The organism is Psychrobacter sp. TWP2-1-2, assembly GCF_049896785.1.
Lineage (GTDB): Bacteria > Pseudomonadota > Gammaproteobacteria > Pseudomonadales > Moraxellaceae > Psychrobacter.
Genome location: NZ_JAFCVA010000009.1, coordinates 53,554 through 79,714, shown reverse-complemented (window position 1 = coordinate 79,714; position 26,161 = coordinate 53,554). Strand labels below are relative to the sequence as shown.

22 protein-coding genes and 1 tRNA gene are annotated in these 26,161 nt (G+C 45.2%); 7 read left to right on the top strand and 16 right to left on the bottom strand.

Annotated elements, in window-relative coordinates; all coding sequences use genetic code 11:
• Window positions 1-112 precede the first annotated feature (112 nt).
• The 3 genes from ACP7AE_RS09905 to ACP7AE_RS09895 all read left to right on the top strand — a co-directional run bounded on the left by ACP7AE_RS09905 (window position 113) and on the right by ACP7AE_RS09895 (window position 3,099).
• Window positions 113-967, top strand: a complete 855-nt coding sequence (locus tag ACP7AE_RS09905) for a universal stress protein (RefSeq protein ID WP_426242840.1) — start codon at window positions 113-115, stop codon at window positions 965-967.
• 455 nt (window positions 968-1,422) lie between these two features.
• A complete protein-coding gene (locus ACP7AE_RS09900) occupies window positions 1,423-1,761 on the top strand; it encodes a P-II family nitrogen regulator (protein WP_010197981.1) in 339 nt (112 codons plus the stop codon).
• A 75-nt stretch (window positions 1,762-1,836) separates the two neighbouring features.
• The gene (locus ACP7AE_RS09895; RefSeq protein ID WP_426242838.1) at window positions 1,837-3,099 is read left to right on the top strand and encodes an ammonium transporter; all 1,263 of its coding nucleotides are present in this window, start codon (window positions 1,837-1,839) and stop codon (window positions 3,097-3,099) included.
• Window positions 3,100-3,210: 111 nt separating this feature from the next.
• Here ACP7AE_RS09895 and ACP7AE_RS09890 read toward each other — a convergent pair whose 3' ends face one another.
• The 3 genes from ACP7AE_RS09890 to ACP7AE_RS09880 form a co-directional block, all read right to left on the bottom strand.
• Entirely contained in the window at window positions 3,211-3,594 is a 384-nt protein-coding gene (locus ACP7AE_RS09890; RefSeq protein WP_045445845.1) for a DUF2147 domain-containing protein, read from the bottom strand.
• Between the two features lie 257 nt (window positions 3,595-3,851).
• Complete coding sequence (locus ACP7AE_RS09885) at window positions 3,852-4,115, bottom strand: hypothetical protein (RefSeq protein WP_426242836.1); 264 nt, start codon at window positions 4,113-4,115, stop codon at window positions 3,852-3,854.
• A gap of 87 nt (window positions 4,116-4,202) precedes the next feature.
• Window positions 4,203-5,096 (bottom strand): DNA/RNA non-specific endonuclease, encoded by an 894-nt coding sequence (locus tag ACP7AE_RS09880; protein ID WP_227676682.1) that lies wholly within the window; start codon window positions 5,094-5,096, stop codon window positions 4,203-4,205.
• A 128-nt stretch (window positions 5,097-5,224) separates the two neighbouring features.
• Here ACP7AE_RS09880 and ACP7AE_RS09875 point away from each other — a divergent pair.
• Window positions 5,225-5,315: transfer RNA gene (locus ACP7AE_RS09875), tRNA-Ser, on the top strand.
• Between the two features lie 169 nt (window positions 5,316-5,484).
• On the opposite strand, the gene ACP7AE_RS09870 is transcribed toward ACP7AE_RS09875, so the two are convergent.
• The 6 genes from ACP7AE_RS09870 to ACP7AE_RS09845 all read right to left on the bottom strand — a co-directional run bounded on the left by ACP7AE_RS09870 (window position 5,485) and on the right by ACP7AE_RS09845 (window position 12,947).
• A complete protein-coding gene (locus ACP7AE_RS09870) occupies window positions 5,485-6,210 on the bottom strand; it encodes a DUF3726 domain-containing protein (RefSeq protein WP_201540615.1) in 726 nt (241 codons plus the stop codon).
• A complete protein-coding gene (locus ACP7AE_RS09865; protein WP_426242833.1) occupies window positions 6,194-7,933 on the bottom strand; it encodes a hypothetical protein in 1,740 nt (579 codons plus the stop codon). The genes ACP7AE_RS09870 and ACP7AE_RS09865 overlap by 17 nt, the downstream gene beginning before the upstream one ends.
• 126 nt (window positions 7,934-8,059) lie before the next feature.
• A complete protein-coding gene (locus ACP7AE_RS09860; protein ID WP_426242831.1) occupies window positions 8,060-9,745 on the bottom strand; it encodes a BCCT family transporter in 1,686 nt (561 codons plus the stop codon).
• A gap of 192 nt (window positions 9,746-9,937) precedes the next feature.
• Window positions 9,938-10,927, bottom strand: a complete 990-nt coding sequence (locus ACP7AE_RS09855) for a membrane dipeptidase (RefSeq protein ID WP_426242829.1) — start codon at window positions 10,925-10,927, stop codon at window positions 9,938-9,940.
• 106 nt (window positions 10,928-11,033) lie between these two features.
• Window positions 11,034-12,509, bottom strand: a complete 1,476-nt coding sequence (locus ACP7AE_RS09850) for an aldehyde dehydrogenase family protein (protein WP_201540613.1) — start codon at window positions 12,507-12,509, stop codon at window positions 11,034-11,036.
• Window positions 12,510-12,557: 48 nt separating this feature from the next.
• Window positions 12,558-12,947, bottom strand: coding sequence for a RidA family protein (locus ACP7AE_RS09845; protein WP_201540612.1), 390 nt, complete (start codon window positions 12,945-12,947; stop codon window positions 12,558-12,560).
• A gap of 157 nt (window positions 12,948-13,104) precedes the next feature.
• Here ACP7AE_RS09845 and ACP7AE_RS09840 point away from each other — a divergent pair, with 157 nt between their 5' ends.
• On the top strand, window positions 13,105-14,010 hold the full coding sequence (locus ACP7AE_RS09840; RefSeq protein ID WP_426242827.1) for a LysR family transcriptional regulator: 906 nt from the start codon (window positions 13,105-13,107) through the stop codon (window positions 14,008-14,010).
• Between the two features lie 115 nt (window positions 14,011-14,125).
• On the opposite strand, the gene ACP7AE_RS09835 is transcribed toward ACP7AE_RS09840, so the two are convergent.
• Entirely contained in the window at window positions 14,126-15,052 is a 927-nt protein-coding gene (locus ACP7AE_RS09835; RefSeq protein WP_426242825.1) for an IS30 family transposase, read from the bottom strand.
• Window positions 15,053-15,178: 126 nt separating this feature from the next.
• On the opposite strand from ACP7AE_RS09835, the gene ACP7AE_RS09830 reads away from it, so the two are divergent.
• Together ACP7AE_RS09830 and ACP7AE_RS09825 are read left to right on the top strand one after the other, a co-directional pair.
• Window positions 15,179-15,973 (top strand): YdcF family protein, encoded by a 795-nt coding sequence (locus ACP7AE_RS09830; protein ID WP_426242823.1) that lies wholly within the window; start codon window positions 15,179-15,181, stop codon window positions 15,971-15,973.
• 172 nt (window positions 15,974-16,145) lie between these two features.
• Window positions 16,146-17,669 (top strand): phospholipase D-like domain-containing protein, encoded by a 1,524-nt coding sequence (locus tag ACP7AE_RS09825; RefSeq protein ID WP_426242821.1) that lies wholly within the window; start codon window positions 16,146-16,148, stop codon window positions 17,667-17,669.
• 67 nt (window positions 17,670-17,736) lie between these two features.
• Here the strand turns inward: ACP7AE_RS09825 and ACP7AE_RS09820 are convergent, their stop codons facing one another.
• From ACP7AE_RS09820 to ftsL, 6 genes are all read right to left on the bottom strand, one after another.
• Window positions 17,737-18,708 (bottom strand): putative RNA methyltransferase, encoded by a 972-nt coding sequence (locus tag ACP7AE_RS09820; RefSeq protein ID WP_426242819.1) that lies wholly within the window; start codon window positions 18,706-18,708, stop codon window positions 17,737-17,739.
• Window positions 18,709-18,966: 258 nt separating this feature from the next.
• Window positions 18,967-20,085 carry a phospho-N-acetylmuramoyl-pentapeptide-transferase gene (mraY, locus tag ACP7AE_RS09815; RefSeq protein WP_055125376.1) on the bottom strand — a complete coding sequence of 373 codons (1,119 nt, stop codon included), beginning with the start codon at window positions 20,083-20,085 and terminating at the stop codon, window positions 18,967-18,969.
• A gap of 3 nt (window positions 20,086-20,088) precedes the next feature.
• Window positions 20,089-21,549, bottom strand: coding sequence for a UDP-N-acetylmuramoyl-tripeptide--D-alanyl-D-alanine ligase (locus ACP7AE_RS09810; protein ID WP_426242817.1), 1,461 nt, complete (start codon window positions 21,547-21,549; stop codon window positions 20,089-20,091).
• 111 nt (window positions 21,550-21,660) lie between these two features.
• Complete coding sequence (locus tag ACP7AE_RS09805) at window positions 21,661-23,370, bottom strand: UDP-N-acetylmuramoyl-L-alanyl-D-glutamate--2,6-diaminopimelate ligase (RefSeq protein WP_426242815.1); 1,710 nt, start codon at window positions 23,368-23,370, stop codon at window positions 21,661-21,663.
• A 71-nt stretch (window positions 23,371-23,441) separates the two neighbouring features.
• Entirely contained in the window at window positions 23,442-25,550 is a 2,109-nt protein-coding gene (locus tag ACP7AE_RS09800) for a peptidoglycan D,D-transpeptidase FtsI family protein (protein ID WP_201615026.1), read from the bottom strand.
• Window positions 25,547-26,044, bottom strand: a complete 498-nt coding sequence (ftsL, locus tag ACP7AE_RS09795; protein ID WP_426242813.1) for a cell division protein FtsL — start codon at window positions 26,042-26,044, stop codon at window positions 25,547-25,549. Before ftsL ends, ACP7AE_RS09800 begins: the two co-directional genes overlap by 4 nt.
• Between the last annotated feature and the right edge of the window lie 117 nt (window positions 26,045-26,161).

The following is a 26,161-nucleotide window of genomic DNA, read 5'->3' as shown; positions in this document are numbered from 1 at the left end:
AAACAGCTGCATTGGTACAAAGGGTTGGGCATAAGCATTATTGCCCCACCCTTGAGCTAAGCAGCTGTCTTTTTATTCTGTTTTTTTAATATTGGAATAATGTGGTGGTCTTATGAGTAATTTAAAACCAGATAGTGTGATTGCCTGCTTGGACTGCCCAAACCACGTGCAAGCAGTGTTAGAAGCTAGCATGTGGGCCGCGACTCGTCTACAAGCACCTGTCGGATTGTTGCATTCTGTACCGAGCTTGCAGCAAAAAGCGGCTGTGAATTACTCAGGCTGCCTAAATATCGATGATGAAAACATGCTGCTTGAGCAATTCACCACCAAGGAGCACTTGAGTAATTGTGAGCTAAAAGCCCAAGGTAAGCTTTTGCTTCATCAAGCTACCACCTATTGCGAGCAGCAGCGACAAAAACTAAAAACCTATACCCTGCATCGCCATGAACACCTCAATGAAAGTATCGATTACGTCGATGACAAAGCACAATTGATCGTTATAGGTCACAATGTCACCTGCAAATCGACATTGAGCCAGTTAATTAGAGTCAGCCACTGCCCCATTTTGGTGACTCATGCACCATTTTTGCCCCCTACGACCGCGTTGTTTGCTTTTGACAACAGTCCTACTTCACATAAATTGCTCAATTGGCTCTGCAAAACCTCACTGGTGCGCGCATTAACCGTTCATATCGTGATGGTCGGTAAAGAAAATTCTGAAAATTGCGATGCGCTACGTGAAGCTTATGCGCGTCTCAAACAAGCAGGCATCAAGTCTAAAAAAGCCTTGCTGGACTGCCGTGATGTCACTTCGGCTTTGAATTATTATCAAAATGAAAATGATATCGGTATGCTGATGACCGGTGCCTTTGGCCAATCTCGTCTGCGTGAACTTCTAAAAGGTAGCGACACAAAAAAGCTGCTCGGCAGCACCAAAACCCCCTACCTACTCTTCCCAAAGGTATAGGCTTTAGCCGATCTACACAGCCACTCCTCTCTCTTTGAGCGCAGAGCCTATACATCCATGTTAAGCTCTGCCGCTTACCGTATCACACAATTTTCCCTACTTTCTCCTCAAGTGATTCGTTTCATATGCCAAACTAGGTTAGCAAATCATCACAGGAAATAGATGGATGGTCTCCCCAAGCACCTAAAAAGTTGGTTATAATAAAGTTTTCGTCAGTTCAACGCTAAAGGTTAATTCGCATTCTCTATGCTCATAACGGTGGTTTATACCATTGCAGCATAACCAGTATTTTTTGCCATAACTATGGCTGTTTTTGAACAAACAAATCCAATCTTACCTATCCCCCTTGAGTAAATTGGCACAGTTCTTGAATGACTAATAGTAAGCATGGCAGCGATACGATGCACCACAATGCTTCGATCAACCTGCGGCATCACACAAATAAGGAATATTTTATGAAGCTAATCACTGCGATCTTAAAACCGTTTAAGCTCGATGATGTACGTGAAGCGCTTTCTGACATCGGTGTTAAAGGTGTCACTGTTACTGAAGTCAAAGGTTTCGGTCGCCAAAAAGGTCACACAGAACTCTATCGCGGCGCAGAATACGTGGTGGACTTCTTACCTAAAGTAAAAGTCGAAGTGGCTGTTATTGATGAGATGGTCGAACCTGCTATCGAAGCCATCACTCGCATCGCTAGCACAGGCAAGATTGGTGACGGCAAAATCTTTGTCACTGCACTTGAGCAAGTTATTCGTATTCGTACGGGCGAGACAGGCCCTGACGCTATCTAACGCGCAAGGCCATATAGACACAGATTTATAGATCATACCGATAGCTGTATTGCATCAATTCAAGGGGGAATTAACATGCAAAATCAAATCTTCGAGCTCCAGTACGCACTTGACACGTTTTACTTTTTAATGTGCGGGGCGCTCGTCATGTGGATGGCAGCAGGCTTCACCATGTTAGAAGCTGGACTCGTCCGCTCAAAAAACACCGTTGAGATTTTAACCAAAAATATCGCACTTTTTGCCACCGCTTGTACTATGTACATGATATGCGGCTATGCCATTATGTATGGTGGCAACCTATTCTTGAGCGGTATCGCGGGTAATGAAACGCTGGTAGCAGATGCCCTAGCAGCCTCCGCTGAAAACGGCTTTGACGGTGATTCTGTTTACTCCGCTGCGTCGGATTTTTTCTTCCAAGTGGTGTTTGTTGCAACCTGTATGTCGATCGTTTCAGGAGCGGTGGCTGAGCGCATGAAGCTGTGGTCGTTCCTATTATTTGCTGTGGTGATGACTGGTGTCATTTATCCATTAGAGGGTAGCTGGACGTGGGGTGGCAATGATGTATTTGGGATGTTCAATTTAGGCGACATGGGTTTTTCTGATTTTGCAGGTTCTGGTATCGTCCATATGGCGGGTGCTGCGGCTGCATTAGCAGGGGTATTATTATTAGGTGCACGTAAAGGCAAGTATGGCCCTAATGGTGAAATACGCGCCATTCCAGGGGCTAACTTACCACTGGCAGCGCTTGGAACACTTATTCTCTGGATGGGTTGGTTCGGTTTCAATGGCGGCTCGGTGCTAAAACTGGGTGATATTGCCAGTGCTAACTCGGTTGCTATGGTGTTTTTGAATACCAATGGAGCAGCGGCAGGCGGTGCAATCGGTGCTTTAATAATAGCACGCATCATCTTTGGCAAAGCTGACTTAACCATGCTCTTAAATGGTGCACTCGCAGGATTAGTCGCTATCACAGCAGAACCCTCAACCCCATCTGCATTACAAGCAACACTGTTTGGTTTGATCGCTGGCGTTATCGTTGTGCTATCTATCTTAGCATTGGATAAAATAAAAATAGATGATCCAGTGGGTGCCATCTCAGTTCATGGTGTAGTCGGTCTGTTCGGTCTACTTATCGTACCAATTACCAATCCAGCAGCATCGTTCGTAGGTCAGATTGCTGGTGCAGCCACTATCTTTACTTGGGTATTCATCGCCAGCTTAATCACTTGGGCGGTTATCAAATTAGTGATTGGTCTGCGTATCTCTGAAGAAGATGAGTATGAAGGTGCGGATATAGCAGAGTGTGGTATGGAAGCATATCCAGAATTTGTGAGATAAGCTCTGAAGCCAATATTAAAATATATGTACTAAAAATCCCGCATTACCAAAAGGTATTGCGGGATTTTTATTTATAAATATTAGGTCTAATGTTAAAAATAAACGATAGGTTTATTTCTTTTTCCACGTTTGACTGCGTGAGAATGGACCGATATAACCTTTTAGATTTAAGGTGTTGCCACTCAAGTTTGCGGTCATACGATAGTCTTTGCCTTTTTCAGGATCAGTGATCGTACCACCACTATATTTGCCACCACCATCAGACTTTAAACCTTTAATAATGGTCGTACCAACGTGCTTTTTGCCTTTGGCTGAGTTGGTAGCGATAAGCGTACCTGTTAGTACACCGTTTGACTCAGTAATCTTTACGGTACCTTTTGGCTTACCTTCATCAAATGTCTGCCACGTGGTATTGGCCAAAGGATCAGCGGCGAATGCCATGCTTGCTAAACTGATACCTGCAACAGCTAGAGTGGTTTTGGTAAATAATTTCATAGACTGATTCCCTTCATACAATGATTACTCGAAACGTTATGTTTCTGATCTCCTAGGCTTATCCTTCGCTAAAATCCCTATTAACAGCTATGCGACTTTCTACTCTTTGGGAGTAGTTATCGCATCTAAAAAAACTGCTCATCAAAATTTTATACGACATAAGCGATGTCTTGACTCATTATAAGCAATTTTAAGCTTTTGCCTAGTAATTTTTTTATAGTTTATTATTTCTATAAAATTTGAACTATATCAAATAGTTACAAAAAAGGATTGTCGATATTTTTATCCAACCGGTCATATTTTTCTTTTGACTTATGCTGACTATTATTGTAAATAGAACTATTTTCAAATGCCTGAAGAATCTTGCTTGTTAGTTCATGTAACTGTTGTGCTTGCTCATATCCAGTAGCATCAAGAGTCAAATCAATATCGCCATATATAATAATTTTATCTGTTTGGTTCTCGATGATAAGCTCACCGATTTGCATACTTTGGTGGTCATTGGCAAATGGATCAATCATTTGATTCTCCTTTTTATTAACAATATCTTGCGTAATTTTTGGATTTCTTGTGCCTTTTATTATATATAGACTCGTGTCACAAAGGCATTATGCTTGCAATTGGGCGATTACCCACTCAAGAATCGCCCAAACAAACAGCATCCAAGCCGGCTCTTCTGTTGGCTCATCGGGCAACTCGGAGCTTTCACCCGCCTTTAATGGCAGATCAAATGCCTGTGTTTTGGTTTTGGCATCCAAGACGGGCAGCACATCGATACCAATTCTAGTCGAGAGTTCATCAACACTAATAACCTCTATGCGCTCTGACTCATCATTGGGTGCATAATAGACCCCTGCTTGATTAATCGCTGGTATGTAGACGGCTTTAAAAAAATGACTGGGCACCAGTACACGATCTGCCAGTTGCTTGGTTGTTTTGCCAGTAAAGGCTACCCCTGTAATGCTATAAACCTCTCCATATTGCTGGGTCAAATAGCGAGTGGCTGATTCAATATTACGCCAGATATAGCGATTGTTACGTGGTGACTGCGGAGCGATATTGGCAAGGCTAAAGCTATCATATTGTTGACTACGATTCGCCATATCGGCATTGGGCGCTAAATGCCCGCGATCATAGCCAGAGCCTGAATAGTCGGACAATGAGGCGCGTGCGGATTTTGGTAACCTACTTTCTTCATGAAAGCTGTCTTCACGATCGATTTCTTTTGCTTGTTGTAAACGCTTGCGATCCAAATATTCTGCCGACCAAAGCGGTGTACGCGATACGCCAGAATACATAACGGCAAAACCATCCATGCATAAAGCTTGGGTTTTGTTGCTTAGCTTGGTATTAATAAACTCAGGATAGACACCGCCATAAAAAGACTCGCTACACTGAGTAAAGTCATCAGCATGCGCTGAAGTTATACTTATGATCACCGCCATCACGGTCATTGTAATACTGTTTTTCAAACGGGCATTGAGCCTACCGAAACTTATCATTTAACTTTCAACCATCTATGCTTGTCATTACGTATACGCTATCGTAGCAGGCGTTTGTAAATAAAGAAAGATAAGGTGCAAGTCGTGACATTCTAGACAGTATCCGCTATACTAAGCCGTCTAAAAACGGTGAAGTGGGTGAGTGGCTGAAACCGCACGCCTGGAAAGTGTGTATGCGTTAATAGCGTATCGAGGGTTCGAATCCCTCCTTCACCGCCAATCTTATTCTGCTTAATCAAAGCCTCTAGCTTTTCCCATCTATTCAAACAACTCCGAAATACCTTTTAATTCAAAACACTTTCTGAAATTTTTAATTACAAGCCTCTTTTTGGCTTCATCTATTTGCCTATGTCATTTTGTAACCTTTTATTTATTACATTCCTCTCGCTTACGCTCCTCCCGCACCTTTACTTGATGTTTCGCTATTTTCTACCAACATCGCCGCAGCCATTTTTTTGAGTATCGCCCACTGCTCATCGTCGACATAGATACCTTCTTTCCATGCGCGCTGATGGGTTTCAAATAGCTCATCTGTCGATATTTTATGATTGAAATGCTGTATGTCCTGTTCAATATCAAAATTTTGAGTCGCAATTTCAATAATCATATCATTGGTATTATAATTGGCTTGTGCTTGGTCAAAAAAGTATAAATCAGGATACACAAAACCTTGATTTAACGTAAATAATGTATGCTTGGGCACAGAGCCATTGTCCCATTTAGCCAGACAAGCAAAGCCTTTGGCAGCCAGCTCCACCAGCTCACTATAAGCCAACCAGCGGTTATGACAGTTCTGTAAATAAATATGAAAATGCGCCAAATCACCCATTTTTTCCAGAGCATAGTCAATGATAGTCGGCAAGTGACAAGCCAAGCTGCTACCATGCAAATCTAAACGAATAGCGCCGTCTTCTTGATAGACGATATCGATTGGCGTATCGTGCTCGGTTAAAATATACGGACTGGCATTATTAAAGTGTCTGATACCGTCCAAGCCCGCCATCTGTAGCTCAGCGACCATAGTAGCAATCACATCCGCTTCGCCTACTTCACGGTGCATCCCAGTAAAGGCTTTGTGTACTATCGTCACGATTTCATTATGCGATACGATCATGAGTCAAACCTCCCTGCTCTTTTGATAAATCGGGTAATAAAGGAAACAGCCATTCATCACTATGCACTTCTGCAAACAAAGGCGCACCTTGAAACAAGGTGATCCGCACCCAGCGATCTGATCTGGGATCGAACTTGGTTGCCCCAAACATCGATAACTTACACCGTAACAGGTGCATGGGTAATGCATTTTTATGCAAGACATTCATCTGAATATCGCCCAGTGGCTTATGTCCCATCGTCCAAACGCGGCGCGCAATCGAGCGATATTTTGGCTGATTTAAGATGAACTCTGAAATGAGCTGCTTTGGATCGGTGGGTTTCAACGCGAGATACAGCTTATTTGCTTGCCGTGCGATGTCTAATGCAAGCTCACGATCAGCACCCGGTTCTTGCCCGCGCACACCCATCCTTGGCTCTTCTTTATCCACCGAACGATACCAAAACCAATGGCTATTATCGGGCTGGCTAAAATCAATATTAATCGCCCACTGATAATGTAGCTCTAATACATCGATTAAATCTTGGATCACCTTGCCTTTCGGTAGCGATAGCGTTTCATCGGCATTTATTTTTTCTTGAAACGCATCGACACGCTCAGGATAAAGCTCCATCAAGCAAGAGATAATCACTTCTTGGCTCTCAAGGCTTAGATGATGGTGAGCTTGTAAGAACTCCGCCCATGTACTGTAGTGATTAATGGTTGCCATCAAATTATTTTGTAATACGGCTAATTCTGCAACGACCGCTTCATTGAGTTTGATTTGCGACTCATTGATGGTAACAATCTCGCTAAAATGCTGAATAGCACGTTTGATTAAACTGGCAAAATATGCAGTTTTTTTGGGTTCAATCTGGCAGATCAGTGTCACTTGCAACGCTTCTTCACGGGTAGTTAGCCATTGATCGACGACACAAGGATGGTTGATTAGATACGGTGCCATGCCCAGACCGGTGGCGTTACCAACTCCCAAGTAACGCTTAATCTCTGGATGCAGTGCAGCGGCGTTGCTACCGCCTTTTTGCTTTGCCAAATAATCGACCCAATCTAAGCTAAACTCACGCAGCAAATACACGGCACACATCTGCGCTCGAAAGGATTGATCAAAATCTGCACTGTGATCTAACGGTTTGAAGTCATAAATACCAAACTTACCATTGCCATAGACGGCAGTAGTGCGCAATATATAACCCACTTGCGCGAGTATATCCAAATCTGGTTGCTGACCAACGGCGAGTGAGCTAACGATATGATCAAAGACCCGTACGCTCTTATTTGCTCGTGCCAGCACCATCACCATATTAGAGTTGCGACCTGCTTCTTGCAGCGGTACGTTGGCTTGTAGATTACCCAGTAATTCCTCACTTATCTCACCAAAGACCAGACCAAAGGTCACATCCCATTTTTGAGCAATCACCCTATCATTACGCTCTTCATCAGACAGCTCATTACAAAACACCACCAGATGATACAGATGCTCTGGAGTATTGAGGCGATAAATCACCGTGCCATAGCCTTGCTCATCCAAATCCCACAAATGGGTACTGAGCGTCCATTGCTCTCTATCAATCTTACGCAGTAACGTCCGCACAAAGCTAATGCGAGTTTGGTGCATCGCGCCCAACCTTTCTGCATTCATAATCACGTCACGAGTACGAAATTCAGTGGTAAGTTGGGGCGGCTTGACGTTAATGCTTTCATTATTTGCATGAATCATATTCATAATTTCACTACCTTACCTAATATACTGAGCCAGCAGCTTTGTTAATAATCTCAATGATGATATCTATTGGTAAATAAGTATTCAGCCATTTTGAGGATCGTTGTTTGGACCTTGACCGTTTGGTAGTCAATCAGTTTTTTGAGTAAGCTTTTCCTTAGCGAGCTTTTCTTCGCTAATTTTATGTCTTACCTCTACCTGATTAGGTCGATACAAGTCTTGCTCTCGCGCCATTTGCTGGGCAATTTGTGGTCCGTTCCATAGCGATGGCAGCAGGATAAAAGAGACTGGCACGGCGGTAATCACGATAAAAGACTGCAACGCTGTCACGCCACCTGAACCAAGCGAGATTAAAACAATCGCTGTCACCCCCATCATGATGCCCCAAAAGGTACGAATCATGGCGTTTGGCTCACGCTCGCCACTGATGACGACGCTGATGGTATAGGTCATCGAATCGCCTGTCGTGACGATAAAAACAGTGGTTAAAATTAGAAATAATATCGAGGTAATTAAAGGAAAGGGTAATTGCTGGGTAACGGCTAATAGCGCGCCTGGCAAGTTAAATCCTTCAAACGCGCTACTGACACTGCCCGGATTGGCAATCTCAAACGCCAGACCCGAACCACCAACGACGGTGAACCAAAAGCAAGTAACGAGTGGCGCAATGATACAAACCGTGGTAATCAATTGACGAATCGTACGACCTCGTGAGATACGAGCGATAAAGATGGCCATCATCGGGCCATAACCCAAAAACCAACCCCAAAAGAACACGGTCCAACCGCCAAGCCAGCCTTCATCACCGCGAAAAGTGGCCATAGGAATAAAGTTATCGACCATCGTGCCGACACCTTGAATATAACCATTGACGATAAAATTGGTCGGTCCAAATATCAAAATAAAGACCATCAGCGCCACTGCCAATATGACATTGAAGCGGCTGAGCAATTGCATGCCTCGAGCAAGACCACTGATCGCTGATAAGGTATAAAGCGCAATCGCGAATATGATAATGATAAGCTGGGTGGCAAAAGTATCAGGAATACCAAACAAGGTATTGAGGGCATAGCTGGTCTGTAGACCCAAAAAGCCAATGGGACCAATCGTACCCGCAGCCACGGCGACGATACAGCAAGCATCGATAATCGCGCCCGTTTGACCAGTAAGTACGCGCTCACCAAACATAGGATAAAGAAGTGTGCGAGGTTTCAGCGGCAAGCCTTTGTCATAATGCAGATGCATGACCACAATCGCGGTCAAACTACCGACAATCGACCACGCCAAAAATCCCCAATGCATAAAAGATTGTGATAAGGCGTTAAATGCTCGTTGTTGCAAGTCTGGTGACTCACCGTATAAAGGAGGCGCTGACACGAAATGAGCAATAGGTTCTGCCGCCGCCCAAAAAACCCCGCCGCCAGCCAACAATGTACAAAACAGAATGGCCATCCACTTGAAATTGTCCATTTCAGGCTTTGGTAAGTTGCCCAAAATCACACGACCCGTGCGACCTGCACCAACCGCTAAAGCGATAACGAAAGTAGCGAGAAGCAAAATTTGCCAAAAAGGACCAAAGATATTGGCCGACCATTTAAAACCAACATCCACAATCGTTGCTAACTGTGCTTCTGCAAAAATCGCCATGAGCACAAAAATCGTAATAAACCCGCCACTATACCAAAAGGCAGGGTTTTTTAGCCCCAACGCATCAATATCGGCAGCAGCTGGTACAGCGTTGACCTTATCCGCTGTGCTATTAGCAGCGTTTGAGCGTCCTTGCTCACCTTGGTTAAGTCCCTTTAAATCGGCCATGATGTGGCTCCATATGCTAACGTTCCGTTATTTAGATCAGACGTATAACAATGAGGATATAGCCAGATATCCTCACTATATTATTGATTTCAAAGGCATTTACTTCAAAGCTATCTATTTCAAATGGGTATGCGCTATAAAACGTCTGTCGTCCTATAGCGATTTTTAGCGATAACTTGCTAGAATTATCCTTTAGGCTAAAGGCCTTATGCCATTTCCAAGGAAATCAAACCAGTTTTGACCGATGACTTTTCCAGCGTCAATCTCATTAAAGCCATGTTTTAGCAAACCGTTATAGATGTTTTCCATACCGTCCTTGCCAGCGAACCACGGCAAGGTATCTGGCCAACCTGAATTATTGGCATTGCCTTCACCATAGTCCATCGCTTTTGACCAGCGCCCATTACGCATCCACTCAAGCACGGCTTGGGGTTGATTGAGACACAAGTCACTACCAATAGATAAATGCTCGACGCCATATTTGTCGGCACAGTTGGCAATCATCGTACAGAAGTCATCAAGCGTACATGCACTACCATTTGGCAAATGAAACGGGTATAAGCTAAAACCTAACAACCCGCCTGCTTGGGTCAAGGCACTGATGACCGTATCCGATTTATTGCGTAGCGCGTCATGAGCCGTGGTTGGATTGGCATGACTGATACATATCGGGCGCGATGAGATTTCTATCGCTTCAAGCGTGGAGCGCTCTGCGCTATGAGACATATCGATGATCATACCGACACGGTTCATCTCAGCGATGGCCTGCTGACCAAAACGTGTGATGCCGCTGTCATTCTGCTCATAACAACCAGTGGCTAGTAAGCTCTGGTTGTTGTAAGTCAGCTGCATAATCAATAGACCTAGGCGGCGCATCACGCTGATTAAGCCAATTTCATCATCAATTGGTGAGCAGTTTTGCGCGCCAAAGAAGATGCCGACCTTGCCTTGCTCTTTTGCCATTTTGATATCAGCAACTGAGTACACTGGTAAGATTAAATCGCTATTTTGCTCAAAGCGTGTGTGCCACTCACTAAAGCGGGTCATGGTCTGACGAGCATCTTCGTGATAGACCAAGGTGGCGTGTACCGCATTGATACCACTGGCTTGTAGCATCTTAAAGTAGTCACGATCCCAATGGCTATACTGTAATCCGTCAATGACGATATGGTCTTGGTACATATCAATTCCCTTTAATACTTTTATCAGTAGCCGCTATCATTAGCGATTGAGCACGTTTTAGCACAGTATCGTTTCGATAGCGGCGAGCAGTCTTGTTAAGATAGTTCTAGTACGCTTTTTGATAAGCGGTCTTCACGATGGTATAGAACTCTTTGGCATATTGACCTTGCTCACGCGGGCCAAAGCTTGACTGTTTACGGCCACCAAACGGTACATGATAGTCCGTACCTGCCGTCGCTAGATTGACCATGACGCAGCCTGCTTGCACTTGCTCTTTAAACATCGCGCTGCTGCGCAAACTCTGAGTGATGATGCCGCCAGTCAAACCAAAACGCGTGTCATTGGTCATCGCAATCGCTTCGTCCAAATCCTTGACACGCATGACGCAAGCGAGCGGCGCAAATACTTCCTCTTGGTTAATATCCCAGCTGTTGTCCGTCTCGGTAAATAACGTCGGCGACATATAGTAGCCGTCATGCGGCATCTCTAACCGCTCACCACCAAAGGCTAAATTTGCACCAGACTGTTTGGCCTTTTCGATCCAGTCCATGTTTGACGCCAGCTGCTTGTCATCGACAACAGGACCCATAAAGATACCGTCATCAAGCGCATGACCGACTTTTAAGGTTTTCATTTTGGCAATCACACCTTCGACAAAGGCATCATGAATACTGTCCATTACGATGAGGCGTGAAGAAGCCGTACATTTCTGCCCTGAACCACCAAACGAACCAGCAACCGCCGCATCGATAGCGACTTGCAAATCGGCATCGTCAGCGATGACCAAGGCGTTTTTGCTGCCCATCTCAAGCTGGCAACGAATAAAGTTCGGTGCCGTCGCAGCAGCAACTTTGCGACCTGTTGGCACAGAACCGGTAAAGCTAACGGCATCGATATCTGTAGAATTGATGAGTGCATCACCGACTGACGAGCCGCCACCCAGTAGCAGGTTGAATGTGCCTTCTGGCATGCCTTGACGGTGGATAATTTCGGCCAATGCCACTGCGCTGGCAGGTGTTAAGTTCGCAGGCTTCCAAATGACCGTATTACCAAAGGCTAGCGCTGGCGCGATCTTCCACACAGCGGTGGCAGTTGGAAAGTTCCAAGGTGAGATAATGGCGACCACACCGACTGCTTCGCGGGTAACTTCAACCTTGACACCAGGACGTACTGAGGCGGCGGTATCACCGATTTGGCGCAATACCTCAGCGGCATAGTAATGAAAAAACTGACCTGCGCGGTAAATCTCGCCGCGACCTTCCGCAAACGGCTTGCCTTCTTCAAGAGACAACAGCGTACCTAGCTCATCACAGCGAGCAATCATTTCATCGCCAATCGCTTGTAGGATAGACTGCTTTTTTTCTAAAGGAGTCGCTTCCCATTTTGGCTGAGCGTGACGGGCAGCAGCAATAGCGTCTTTGACTTGATCGCCACTGGCCTGTGCGAACTCACCGATAGTGTCAGTGATATCAGATGGGTTAATATTGGCTACGGTATTTACGCCTGACTGCCATTCACCGTTAATATAAAGTGATTTGGTTGGGTCTTGCTGCAATATCTGTTGGGCGGTGTGAGCTGACATAAGAGCTTCCTTGATAAAGTACTAAAAGATGGAATATTAAAATTAGTTTTAAGGCAAAGCGGCATATACAACCAGCTCAACCAACATTTCTTCACGAGCCAGTCCTGCTATCACGAGCGCTGCCCGATTTGGATAGGGTGCGTCAAAGTATTCGGCGTAGACTTGATTGACCGTTTTTAGATAGTCGCGATCGGTCACATAGATCATGACCTGTAACACCGAATCCATGCCAACATTGGCACATTCTAGTGTGTGCTTTAGATTGTCTAGCGTTTGGCGGGTTTGCGCTTCGATACCACCTACAACCACGTCACCATTTTCATCGATAGGAATCTGCGCGGTGTACAACGTACCATTGTTAGTGATCGCCCATTCTAAAGGGGATTTAGACGCATAAAGTGAGGTTTTGATGGCTTGTTTGGTTGAGTGAGTCGTCATGTCGTCATATCCTTTGACCAATGATTGGGCAGCGATTGCTATAGAGGTATCCTACCCAAGTGCTAATGATAAATCTAACTAATTAAATTTAGGATATGATAGATTTAATCTATCATAAACGATATCTTATATATTAATAGTGGTGAGGAATAAGCGTATGAAATTACAGCAATTACGTCACTTTTTATGCGTGGTAGAGGAAGGCGGCTTTCGGGCGGCGGCAGATCGCGCCAACCGTTCGCAAGCGGCATTGTCTGCCTCGATAAAGGAATTGGAAAAAACACTGGGTCAGCGCTTATTTGAAGGAGGAAATAAAACAACACTCACGCCTTTTGGTGAGACTTGTTTACCCAAAATCGAGCAGTTTATGACGGTTTATCAAGCGCTAGAGGATGATTTAAAAGGAGCAGCCGCTGGCGATAAAGGCAAAATAAGGATTGCAAGCGTGCCATCACTGGTGACAAAACTCTTGCCTAGCGTGTTGGTTGAATACTCCAAGAGATATCCTGATGTCGAGATTGTACTAATAGATGATAACTCTGTCGGTGTTGCCAATCGTTTATTGGCAGGTGAAATCGATTTGGCATTGGGCAACTGCACCAGTATCGATCAATCAAATATAGATTTCACCTTGCTCATATCTGACCCGATTGGCGTGGTCTGCTTAAAAAGTAACTCGTTAAATCAACCAGTAAAACCGTCAAGAAACCAACAAAAAATAGGGCTTAAATGGCAACAACTGATGACCCAGCCTTTTATTTATAATGGCACTTGTCGACTGCTCGAAAACACACCCGCCGAGGTGCTCAACCGTAATGCGCGTTACACGGTCGAGAATATTACTTCCTTATTTTCATTATTACGCAATGATCTTGGCATCACCACCCTACCCAAGCTCGCCTTTCCGTCGAATGAGCCAGAATTGGTATGGCTCGACTTACTTGAACCTACCTTAGACAGACAAATTGGTATTTTTAAATTGGCAAATAAAACGATTTCACCGCCAGCACAAGCGTTTCATGAACTGTGTATTCAGTACGTCCAGAATCACTATATTTTATAAAGACAGGTTAAAAAAAGGTTGAAAATGGGTTAAGACATACCTCATTACCGCTTACTTTTATAAGCCACTCTCAGAAACTCCATTCACTTCCTAGATTAACACACCAAGTGCAACGCTAAGTAATGAAATAAAACACCTGGCTTGGCGTTTTAAACCCCAAACGCTTTCTTGGCCTGTTGTTTAATCTGTCTTCAATGTTTTGAACCTCATCATCAGATACTTGTCTAAAATCACATCCTTTAGGCAAGTACTCTCTAATCAAGCCATTGGTATTTTCGTTTGTTCCTCGTTGCCATGAGGCATAAGCATCAGCAAAGTAGAACCCACTATAGAGTCTTTGCTTAATAGCTTTATGATCCGCAAATTCCTTGCCATTGTCGGACGTAATCGTCTTAACGTGTAGTCTCACTGGAGTTAGCATAACGACCATCGCATCCGCGACCAGATGAGCACTCTTTTTAGTCACTCGCTTCATCTTAACCAAACCTGTCTTTCGCTCTACTACTGTCACGATAGCTTGTTTGTGGTTTTGACCAATGATGGTGTCCGCTTCCCAATCACCGATGCGGGATCGCTCTTTTACTACATGAGGGCGCTCATGAATTGAGATCCTGTCATTAATACGCCCACGAGTCTCAGTGGTAAGCCTTTGACGATAGGGTTTGGCTTTGCGTCTTAAATATTGCCATAGCGTGCCGCCTTGCCTCTTATCAGTCCATAAGTGACGATAGATACTCATGTGACTGACTCCACTATGAACGCCTGCTATTTGCTCAGGACTCCACTGCAGTTTAAGCTTAGTCACTACCCAGTCCCAGACGTTTAAAATGATGGTGAAGGCATTATTTGCTCGCCTCGCTTTAGCTGTGTTGTCTGCATGCTTTGCTCGGTACCCTCGTAGGCTTTTATTGCGTCTAAGCTCTCTTGATATGGTGCTTGGACTTCTGCCTAACGCCCCTGCTATAAATTTAATACTATGTTGTGCCCCTCTAAGGGCATAAATCTGATATCGTTCCCCTAGGCTTAGATGGGTATAGCTCATGGTTGCAATCTCACTTTGGCGGTGGATAGTAGCTTTGATGCTAGCGCATCTAGGCTTCTTTTTCACCTGCTCTTTGAAATTGCACTTCATTTGTTAATCTAAGCTTGAATAAAAGCGTCTTTCACTATGTCTAAAGGTTTAATTTCCGTTACTCGTGGCCTCTTATCTGTTATCGGCATCATACTTATCATCGATTGCGCTGCATTGATGGTCGTCGGTAAAGTCAACTTCGGCTCGGTTGTACCTTTTTTAGTCGGCATAGTTTTTGTCATACATGGAATTTTTTGGCATGCAATACGCAGGTTTTGCAGCCAACATTATGGCTTTAACCGCCTTTGGTATGGGTTATGGGCTGTATTTATACTTTGGTTGTTGAGCTTCGTTCTATTTATTTGGTCATTACAACAGCAGATTGCGCTTAGCCAGCAGCCTGCACCGACAGTGGCAGCGATTATTATATTAGGCTCCGGCACGGTTGCAGGTAAGCCGACACCGACGCTCGCCAAGCGCTTGGACACCGCTGTGCCCCTTATCGAGACACAACCAGATGCTTTGGTGATAACCAGTGGTGGCGTTGGTTTTCAGCGTACACGTAGCGAAGCCGATATCATGGCCACGTATTTGCATGAGGCACATGGCGTGCCATTCGAACGCATTTTACAAGAAGGCAAAAGTACCAGTACGGAAGAAAACCTCGCTAATAGCCGAGCGTTGTTAGAAGAAAAAGGGCTGTCTATCACTGATCCTATCGCCATCGTTACCAGTGACTTTCATAGCATTCGCGCGGCCAGCATTGCGCGACATCAGGGTTATACACAACCGATCACCGTCGCCAGTCCCACGCCTTTATCCATTCGTTACAACGCTTGGTTTCGCGAGTATTTTGCCTTTGTCAGTGGTTGGCTGTTAGGAGAATATTGATGGGGGTGTATATTTCACCAGCTTAAACAAGCTTACTACTAAGTATCATAGCTCCAACGTTGCCGCATTGCTATTTTTACCAATCAAAACGGTGGTAATTTTACAGTGCGTTATAATCAGTAAGAACCGCTGATAAATACTGCAAATAAAAATAATAATGATGGAGCGCATTATGCTATTGGATATCTTTTTAACTGTTCATTTTATGCTACTGATACTGATCTCTTTGCGAGTGCTTGCGCGCCATGATCTGACCTCGCCCGCTCGGCTTGCTTGGCTCGTCATATTGTTCATTTTGCCTTATCTGGGAGTTGTAATTTATTGGATGTTTGGTGAGGTGCATCTAGGACGCGATTTTACGCGCAAACGTAAAGAGATCATTGATAAATTAAGCGCACATAGTCCTGAAGTACTTGGTGATGACATCGCTTTGTCGGAGGCCATCAAACCTGAATACCAAGCGGCCTTTGCCTACTCTGCCAATGCAACTGGCTATCATACAACGGTGGGCAATCACGCAGAGCTAATGGCAGATGCGGCTGAGACGCGCAAACGTATGATTGCGGACTTTGATGCAGCGACCGATCATATTCATGTGCTGTATTATATTTGGCTAATAGATGGTATGGGAATCGATACTGCTCAAGCGCTCATACGAGCGGCAAGGCGCGGCGTCATATGCCGAGCAATGGTTGACGGTATGGGCTCACGAAAAATGGTCGGCTCAAAGATATGGCAGGAAATGATAGAAGCTGGCGTACAAGTCAGTGTTGCCCTACCAATTAGTAATCTTTTAAAGGTACTCATGTTTAGCCGGATTGACTTGCGAAATCACCGCAAGATTACGGTTATTGACGGCAAAATCGGTTACTGTGGCAGTCGCAACTGCGCTGATCCTGAGTTTCGTGTAAAGCCAAAATTTGCGCCGTGGGTAGACATTATGCTGCGGGTCGAAGGACCAGTGGTGGCACAGAATCAGATGTTGTTTGCCAGTGATTGGCTGACTGAAAATCCTGATACGCCGCTTGACAGCTTTCCTTATTTTATTGACCCTCAACTAAAGCAACAAAAATCCCCACAGCCAGAAACTGAGGAGCCTTTACCAATAACATCACCGCCACCTTTACCAGTCACATTGCCGCCAAATGGCTTTGCGGCACAAGTTTTTTCTGATGGTCCTACCCAACGACGCGGCACCACACCGCAATTTTTAGGTGTCTTAATTGGTCAGGCAAAACGAACCCTGATTATCTCAACGCCTTATTTTGTGCCTGATTATTCGCTCGTCAGCATTTTGTGTGCGACCGCTTATCGCGGTGTACAAGTAACCATGATTTTCCCAAAGAATAACGACTCAATAGTCGTAGCTGCTACCAGCCACAGTTATTACTGGCAGCTGCTTGAAGCGGGGGTCAATATTTACGAATATAAACCCGGTCTATTACACGCAAAAACCTTGACCATCGATGGCGAAATCAGTCTGATTGGCTCGACCAATTTAGACTTGCGTAGCTTTGATTTGAACTATGAAAACAACATTGTGTTTAGCGATAAAACGCTCACAGCGGATATCGTTGAGCGACAATACCAGTATATCGCTGATTCTGAAGAGGTCACTCGTGAGCAAGTTGAAAACTGGCCGTTATCTTATAAAATCTGGAATAACATTGTCGCCACAATGGGACCTGTCTTATAACCCATTATTAGGGCGTGTCCTCAATTCAATTGATCATATCTAAACGGGCTAATGACATTAAGCGATTCTATTCAGCAGCTGTCTTCTGCAAAATATAAACGACAAACTTAGCTTGCGTCGTAAAGGATTCTGTTTCGACCGCTGCTAGTAGCGCCTGTCTTTTTTCATTAAGCGCGCGATAAGCATAAGGCGTCATGGTCATCAAATCAGCCAAATCAGCGGCTGACAACGTCATCTCGGTACTGACATGCTCCGTACCCATTAGCGTAAAATATGGGGCCAATTCATGCAAAAACTTATCCGAATCATGCTCGCGGACGTTATCAAATAACGCTTCGCGCATCGTCGCTAGATGCCCGATATCTGGCTTGGCAATGATTAAATAACCGTCTGCAGTCAATACCTCATTGAACGCGTCTGGCAAGATAGGGCTAAAAATACTGCTAATACCCTTTATGCTATGCGCGCGTAACGGCAAATGGGCAGCGCTGGTAACAAGCGGATAGATGACTGCCGACTTGGCTGTCGCATTAGTAACACTGTCTTTAACTTGCTGATACCAAAGACGCCCCGCTACCTTACTGGCTTTCGCAAGCTCTACCACAGCAGGTTTACTGATATCTGCGGCGATGAGCGTATCCATGCCTGTCTGTGCCATTGCTTGCGTGTAATAACCTTCACCGCAGCCAATATCCAACCAATTGATTGCCTTGCTATCCTTTTTAGTTATCGGCTCAATTGCGGAATCAGCGACCGACTCATTTTTCGCCAACAATTCCCTCATTTTTTGGCAAATAAGCGTCTGCAATGGCTGATAATGTCCGGCGTTTAAAAACCGTTTGCGCGCCTCGATTGATTGCTGGCTATCGCCCGGTGCTTTGGATTTTTTTTGTTGCACGGGCAATAAATTAACATAACCCTGACGTGCCACATCAAATGGATGAGCCGTGTGTTTTGGGTGCAAGCTGCCATCGCAGCGCCACGTATCTGCGGCAGACTGTAATGGTGATTGGCAAAGGGGACAAATAAATAAGCTCACAAGTATCTCAACGTCATCGCAATATGGCTGCCATTTTAACAAAATTCAGGCTTACTGCGTGATAAAAGGCGCGATAAACAATACAGGAAAGAAAATGCGAAAAATAAACTATCAGCAACCAAACTATTAGCAACCAAACTATTAGCAACAAAACTATTAGCAACCAAACTATTAGCAACAAAAAAAGCCACCTCAACTAAAGTGAGATGGCTTTTGCGTACATGATATTCATATTAATGTTCGAGCGATATGGCTGTATTAACGCAGTTTTAAGGTCATGAGCCCAAGGATGACAAGAATAATGGCAATAATCCAAAACCTTGCCACCACTTGCGTCTCTTTCCAGCCAATTTCTTCAAAGTGATGATGCAATGGTGCCATGCGAAAGACGCGCTTTTTACGCAGCTTATACGAGCCAACCTGTAGCATGACCGATAATGCTTCGGCGACAAATAGACCGCCCATAATAGCAAAAGCGATTTCTTGACGGGTCATAACGGCGATCGTACCGAGCATCGCCCCGAGAGCAAGCGCCCCCACATCGCCCATAAATACTTGGGCTGGATGGGCATTGAACCATAAGAAACCAAGCCCTGCACCAATCATCGAACCACAGACAATGAGAACCTCGGAGTTATAGGCAATATAAGGCACATGCAAGTAATCAGCAAAGCGTACATCACCTGATACATAAGCCATCGCGCCCAAACCTGCCGCGACCAAGACCACGGGCAAAATAGCTAAACCATCCAAGCCGTCGGTTAAGTTGACGGCGTTAGAAGCACCATTAATCACAAAGTAGGTAAAGATAATAAAGCCAATACCAAATGGCACTGCCGAAAAAGGAATCATCCAATCTTTAAAAATCGGTAACAGCAAATCCTGCATCTCACGCGTGGTCGCAATATCTGGCTGTAAGGTGGCGATATAATACAAAGACACACCGACGAATAACGCACCCATCGACAGCCAAAAGTATTTCTTGCGGGCGATTAAGCCTTTGGGATCTTTATACTTAATTTTTAGCCAATCATCTGCCCAGCCGACCGCGCCAAAGATAATCATGACAATGAGCAAAATCCAAACATACGGGTTATTCAAACGTGCCCATAGTAAGGTGGACACGCCAATCGCACTTAAAATCAGCACCCCACCCATGGTCGGCGTACCAGTTTTCGCCAAATGCGATTGTGGACCATCATTGCGAATCGCTTGACCATATTTCAGTGCACGCAGACGTCGAATAACACGCCCACCAAAAAACATGCTAAATGCGAGGGCGGTAATGACCGCGAGTAACGCTCGTAGCGTCAACGAAGAAACCGCAGAAAACGGCGTGTAATACTGGCCAAGCCAGCCAAACAACCAAACTAACACCGCCTACTCCTCGATTAGCGCATTGATAAGGGTTTCCATTTGCATGGAACGAGAACCTTTAAACAGCACCGTACAAGGCTGCGCCTGCTGCGCTTGCAAATACGGCTTCAAATACGCCAATAAACTGTCTTTATCGGTAAACGCATGGGCATTGATGTCAGAAACCTCTTGTGCACCCGCCACGGTAAAAGGCGCGTATTCACCAACACACAGCAGCACATTGATGCCCGTTGTCGCGATCGTACGACCCAAGCTTTGATGCTCGCTAACCGCCGCCTCCCCCAGTTCTGCGATATCACCCAGCACCATGACTTGCGTGCCCGTTTGCGCCGCCAATACTTTCGCTGCCGCTCGCACCGAATGCGGATTGGCATTATAGGTATCATCAATCAGTCGATGCATGCCTAACAGCTGACTGTTCAAGCGCCCTTTAGCAGGACGCGCATTTTCGAGCCCGACAACGATATCACTAACATCGATATTTAGTGCATGGGCACAAGCAGCAGCGGCTAAAGCATTATTGACATTGTGCTCGCCCGCTAGTGGCAAGTTGATATCATGGACTTGATTGCCGATATGCAGCTTAAATTCACTGCGCTCAGGCTCGACATCTAAATGGCTGGCACTGACATCAGTATTACCAAAGCCAATCACGTGTGACGTATACTTTTCAGCGATACGGCGTAATTGATTGTTAAAATCATCTTTATCAGGAACGATCGCAAATTGACTGTCATTCAAGGTATGGTAAATCTCAGCCTTGGTTTGGCAAATCCCTTCACGGCTGCCAAACTCACCCAAATGCGCCGTACCAATATTTAAAATACACGCGACATCTGGCTTTACAATCTCGGTAGTATAAGCAATTTCGCCAATATGGTTTGCACCAAGCTCTAGGATGGCATAACGATGGTGGTCGGATAATTCGAGCAACATCATCGGCACACCCAAATCGTTATTTAGGTTACCACGGGTAATCAATGTCGGTGCCAGTCTACCAAAGATACTACCAAGCATTTCTTTACAGGTGGTCTTACCGCTAGAGCCAGTAATAGCAATGACGGTTAAATTTTGATGCTGTTGACGACGATACGCAGCCAATTGTCCTAGCGCCAAACGGGTATCGCTCACCACTAACTGCGGAATGCTATTTGCATCAGCGGTAGCAATAGGGCGAGTGACGATAGCCGCAACCGCACCTTGCGCGATGGCAATATCGAGATAATCGTGACCATCAAAATTATCACCCGATAACGCTAAAAATATATCACCAGGTTTTATCGTACGGGTATCGGTGGCGATACGAGTGCTCATGACATCATTTACTGAAGTGTTTTCTGAATCGGGTTGATCTTCACTCAGTTGCCAATGTCCACCCAGTGTTGCGGTTGCTGCGAGCAGGTTGTCTGCTCGCCAAACATACAGCCCTTGCGACTGAATGCTGTTATCGTTGTCGGCTGTCATAATGATTACCTTATATATGATGACTACTTATTTATTTTTTATCGTTAACGACTCATGCTTCTTAAGAAGCATATAAAATGGATGTTCAGCGCTACTATTTATTTATCAAGGCTATACGCGCCCTGCTTGTTTTAAGGCGTTTTGCAAAATAACACGGTCGTCAAAATCATAACGAACATGGTTAATTTCTTGATAGGTTTCATGACCCTTGCCAGCGATAACGACAATATCATCAGGCGCTGCTTTATTAACTGCATATTCAATGGCGGTTTGGCGCGCAGGCTCGATATGCGTACGCTGATATTGCTCAGCACTCATGCCAGCTTGCATGTCTTGCAATATCATATTGGGATCTTCGGTGCGTGGATTGTCTGCCGTTAATACGACTTTATCCGCGCCTGCCAATCCTGCTTGCGCCATCAAAGGACGTTTGCCCGCATCACGGTCGCCACCACAACCAAACACTGCCCACAGCTGACCTTTACAATGGGTCTTTAGGCTGGCAAGCACTTGGCTTAAGGCATCTGGCGTATGCGCATAATCAACGATAAAGCAGCCATCATTAGACGGCACACGCTGCATACGCCCAACCGCACCTTGTAGCTGCGGCACCAATGCGGCAATACGCTCAAGGCTAATGCCTAAAGCGACGGCAGCTGCCATTGCGGCAAGCAAATTGGCAACATTAAAGCGCCCGAGTAATGGGCTGACGATACCTAAATGATTAACTTCGCCATCGCCTAAATCAGTACGTAGCGTAATCTCGACACCTTGTAAGCTTGGTTTGATTTCAGCCGCAACAAAGGTCGCAGATTTTGATGGTTCTAAACTGTACGTCCAGACCGTTAAATCACTGGCATGTGCGGTGTCGAGCATAATCTGGGCATGTTTATCATCAATATTGATAATGGCATGGGTTAAATCTGGAAAATGCGCTTTATCAAACAGTCTAGCTTTTGCTGCTGCATACTCTGCCATATCAGCATGATAATCTAAGTGATCACGGCTCAAATTGGTATAAATCGCCACCGACACTGGCATACCTTGTAAACGCTGCTGATCCAACCCATGTGAGCTGGCTTCCAATGCCAATAACTCAGCATTCTCTGAACCCATTTGATATAAAAATTGCTGAACCGCTAAAGCATCGCCCGTGGTATGGCTCGCTTGCACCAAAGCACCAAGCCTACCATTACCTGCCGTGCCCATAACTGCGCTGCTCATACCTGTCAGCTGCGTCAACTGCGCCACCAATTGACTGATAGTCGTTTTGCCATTGGTGCCCGTCACCGCGACCACCGTTGGCAAGGTCGCGGGCTGCTGATATTGAAAACGTGCTTGAATGAGTGTCCCTAAAAAATCACGAATATTGGGCACATGTAAAACAGGGCAAGGCAGTGCTACTAATTGCTGCTGCGCCTTAGAAGCACTATCATTCGATAAAGTGATATCGGCGTGATTTGATACACTAGTCGTGCTAAGCAAAGCCGTGGGATCTATTTCTGATAGGATAAAAGCCGCATTTTCGGCGGCTTGATAGAGGTAGTCGCGACTTTTTTGACAGTTTGGTATGTGGCTTTTTAATAACACAAACACATCATTCGGCTCTAGCTGACGACTGTCTAAACGAAACTGCAGGAATGGAATATCAAGAAACGAATTGATTGGTTTTGAATCCACCCCAATCAATGTCGTCTGAGTCGATAGTTTTTGCAATGCCTGCTCTATACCTACACCATGCCTGCTATTGCTACTACTAGATTCAGTCAGCTGCTGCAAGGTGACTGGGCTGATGCTTGGCGACGAGGGTGACAGGGTCATGGGCAAATCCTATACGGTTAAAACACATCAAATAGTTAAAAACTGAACATCTAATAAACTTACTTTTAAGCCTATAGATCTTCCGTTTTTAACGGCTTATCTAAGGGTACATTGTATAAACGCAGCGCCTCTTTCATGACATTATGAAAGACTGGCGCGACTGTTAAACCAGCATAAATCTGACCACGCGGGTCTTCGATGAGCATCACGCCGACCAGCCTAGGGTTGGACGCTGGTGCCATACCCGCAAAAACGTTGCGGTATTGGTCAGTATAGTAGCCACCTTTTGGATTGATACGGCGCGACGTCCCTGTTTTACCAGCGACACGATAACCGTCAATCGCAGCACCTTTAGCAGTACCACCCGGTTCGGTAACACTTTCCATCATTTGTACGATAGACATCGCTTGCTCGTGTGCCATGATACGCTTGCTTGGCTGCGGCTTGTCATCTTTAATGAGGGTCAATGGGTGCATGACGCCACCTGCCGCAAGCGCCGAATAAGCCTGCGCGACCTGAGCCAATGTTACCTGTAGACCATAACCATAACTGACCGTTGCACGTCTTGATGTTTCTTTTTCTTTTGGCGTGACAACCAGCCCACTACCTTCCCCTGGGAACTGTAGCGGTGTCTTTGAACCAAAACCAAATTGCTTTTGCATATTGGTAATGCCATCAGCGGGTAACGACAAAGCAATCTTAGTCGAGGCAACGTTACTAGATTTCTGTAATAGCGTTGCCATCGTGATCCGCCCTAAATTATTATGGTCACGAATGGTATAACCACGGACACGAATAGAGCCAGGATTGGTATCGATCAAGGTAGTGGCGGTATATTTTCCTGAGTCTAAAGCCGCTGCAACGGTGAATGGCTTCATGACTGAACCGGGTTCAAAGACATCGAGCAGCGCACGGTTACGCTGATTCTCACCGGTCATCTCATTCAGGTTATTAGAATTAAAAGATGGCCATGTTGATAAGGCAAGCACTTCACCCGTTTGCACATCAACAATCATGCCTGTTGACCAGCGCGCTTTTTGCAAACGCCCTGCTTTCTCTAGTTCTTTATAAAGCAAATACTGCAAGCGCGAATCAATGGTCAACGCCACATCTTTACCTGGTATTTCTGGTTCAATCTGTTTAATTTCTTTTAAACTGTTTTGTTTGGCATCTTTTAGCACCAACACTTTGCCATCATCACCTGCCAGCTCAGTTTCATATTGGCGTTCGATACCAGCACGACCTTCGTAACCACCTTCAGGATCACTGACATTTTGCCCCATAAATCCCAATAGTTGCGAGTTTGGTTGTGGCTGCGGGTAATAACGTTGGAAAAAGTTTTTTTCATAGACGCCAGGAAAATCAAGGGTGCTGACACTTTGGGCAATCTCAGGCGTTACTTTATTCAGTAGCGGTAAATAGTGCGAGCCTGCACCCGATGGCAGCGCGGCTTTAACTGCTGCCTCATCGGTTACATCAATACTATCGTCGATAGCGGTAACTTTTTTCAGCTCAGTGACCGAAATATTCGCAGCAGCTGCAAGCGTGGTCAGATCCATATTATCCAAACGCTTTTGCATACGCGCAACCAGCTGTGGACTCTCAGGATTGGTGATAATAATACGCTTAAGCTCATAATATTCGCGCGCGTAATCATGCGGACTAAAGGAGACCGTCGCCAGTGGTGCACTGACTGCAAGTGGCAAATTATTGCGATCGGTAATCATACCGCGATAGGATTTTTGCGTGCGCACGCTAGTGATAAGCTCATCACCTTTGTCTTGATAAAACTGGGCATTGGCAACTTGTAAATAATAAGCACGGGCTATCAGCAAACCCAAGACAACCAATGCAATGACCCAAATAGTACGGAAACGGTTTTTGTCTTGCTCAAAACCGCCGCGAGAGGAAGCGCCAGACGCTTTACCCAAAAACCCTCTTTTATTTTTCAGGTTTTTGACACTGGTATAAGCGCCTTGCTCTTCACTCTTTTTCAATCGATCAAACAATTTAGCCTTACGGTTGCCAGAGGATTTTTTTTCAGCCGTACTGCCTGTTTGTCCCGATTTGGCTGCACTGGCAGGACGTAAGGGCTTAGTAACCTTACCGCTAGTTGGCTTTTTACTCGCATTTTTCGCGGTCGTTTTACCGCTATTGGCATTAGGTTTTTTATCACTCATTGTCCTGCCTCCGCTACCGTGGCATCGGTGATAGGAGCATCAGGCGATATATCCGTAGAAGCCCGTGGTTCGATAACGTCAGACTTATCCTCATCTGAGTCAGTATCGACGACTGGCACCTGTGCTGTGGCAACACCCGGCTGGATAATGAGCTTATCTTTTAGCGTCGGTGAAAACATACCCAGTTCAGCCACCGCACGGCTAGCAATTTGCGGCGTCGCACTAAAAGTCTGCTGTTCAATGAGCAAACGCTGATGTTCGACTTGCAGATTACGCTCTTGTTTTTTCATGTCTTGCAAGGTTTTATAATCCTGATGATATTGCTGAACGCCTTCGGCTGTTTTGATACCGCTCCACACAATCGCCACTGCTAACAGCAATAGCACCACTACATAGATACTAACCACATTAAATCGGCGCACAAATAGCTCGCCGATATCGGTGTTATGCGGCATTGCAGCACGAAGGTTTGCGGGTTTGTCAGATATTGCCATGACGCTCTCAAAAAGTGGACTTCAAGTATGAAAATTGGCAACTGTTTTAGAGCGGTAAGACGCTTTGTACAGAACCATCAATAAAGTAAAACCAAACGAAAAAGGAACAGCCGAGCC

Excerpts from the sequence above, each read along its gene's own strand:
- ACP7AE_RS09905 (WP_426242840.1), top strand. The coding sequence starts at position 113 with ATGAGTAATTTAAAACCAGATAGTGTGATTGCCTGCTTGGACTGCCCA.
- ACP7AE_RS09900 (WP_010197981.1), top strand. The coding sequence starts at position 1,423 with ATGAAGCTAATCACTGCGATCTTAAAACCGTTTAAGCTCGATGATGTA.
- ACP7AE_RS09895 (WP_426242838.1), top strand. The coding sequence starts at position 1,837 with ATGCAAAATCAAATCTTCGAGCTCCAGTACGCACTTGACACGTTTTAC.
- ACP7AE_RS09890 (WP_045445845.1), bottom strand. The coding sequence starts at position 3,594 with ATGAAATTATTTACCAAAACCACTCTAGCTGTTGCAGGTATCAGTTTA.
- ACP7AE_RS09885 (WP_426242836.1), bottom strand. The coding sequence starts at position 4,115 with ATGATTGATCCATTTGCCAATGACCACCAAAGTATGCAAATCGGTGAG.
- ACP7AE_RS09880 (WP_227676682.1), bottom strand. The coding sequence starts at position 5,096 with ATGATAAGTTTCGGTAGGCTCAATGCCCGTTTGAAAAACAGTATTACA.
- ACP7AE_RS09870 (WP_201540615.1), bottom strand. The coding sequence starts at position 6,210 with ATGATCGTATCGCATAATGAAATCGTGACGATAGTACACAAAGCCTTT.
- ACP7AE_RS09865 (WP_426242833.1), bottom strand. The coding sequence starts at position 7,933 with ATGAATATGATTCATGCAAATAATGAAAGCATTAACGTCAAGCCGCCC.
- ACP7AE_RS09860 (WP_426242831.1), bottom strand. The coding sequence starts at position 9,745 with ATGGCCGATTTAAAGGGACTTAACCAAGGTGAGCAAGGACGCTCAAAC.
- ACP7AE_RS09855 (WP_426242829.1), bottom strand. The coding sequence starts at position 10,927 with ATGTACCAAGACCATATCGTCATTGACGGATTACAGTATAGCCATTGG.
- ACP7AE_RS09850 (WP_201540613.1), bottom strand. The coding sequence starts at position 12,509 with ATGTCAGCTCACACCGCCCAACAGATATTGCAGCAAGACCCAACCAAA.
- ACP7AE_RS09845 (WP_201540612.1), bottom strand. The coding sequence starts at position 12,947 with ATGACGACTCACTCAACCAAACAAGCCATCAAAACCTCACTTTATGCG.
- ACP7AE_RS09840 (WP_426242827.1), top strand. The coding sequence starts at position 13,105 with ATGAAATTACAGCAATTACGTCACTTTTTATGCGTGGTAGAGGAAGGC.
- ACP7AE_RS09835 (WP_426242825.1), bottom strand. The coding sequence starts at position 15,052 with ATGAGCTATACCCATCTAAGCCTAGGGGAACGATATCAGATTTATGCC.
- ACP7AE_RS09830 (WP_426242823.1), top strand. The coding sequence starts at position 15,179 with ATGTCTAAAGGTTTAATTTCCGTTACTCGTGGCCTCTTATCTGTTATC.
- ACP7AE_RS09825 (WP_426242821.1), top strand. The coding sequence starts at position 16,146 with ATGCTATTGGATATCTTTTTAACTGTTCATTTTATGCTACTGATACTG.
- ACP7AE_RS09810 (WP_426242817.1), bottom strand. The coding sequence starts at position 21,549 with ATGACAGCCGACAACGATAACAGCATTCAGTCGCAAGGGCTGTATGTT.
- ACP7AE_RS09805 (WP_426242815.1), bottom strand. The coding sequence starts at position 23,370 with ATGACCCTGTCACCCTCGTCGCCAAGCATCAGCCCAGTCACCTTGCAG.
- ACP7AE_RS09800 (WP_201615026.1), bottom strand. The coding sequence starts at position 25,550 with ATGAGTGATAAAAAACCTAATGCCAATAGCGGTAAAACGACCGCGAAA.
- ftsL (WP_426242813.1), bottom strand. The coding sequence starts at position 26,044 with ATGGCAATATCTGACAAACCCGCAAACCTTCGTGCTGCAATGCCGCAT.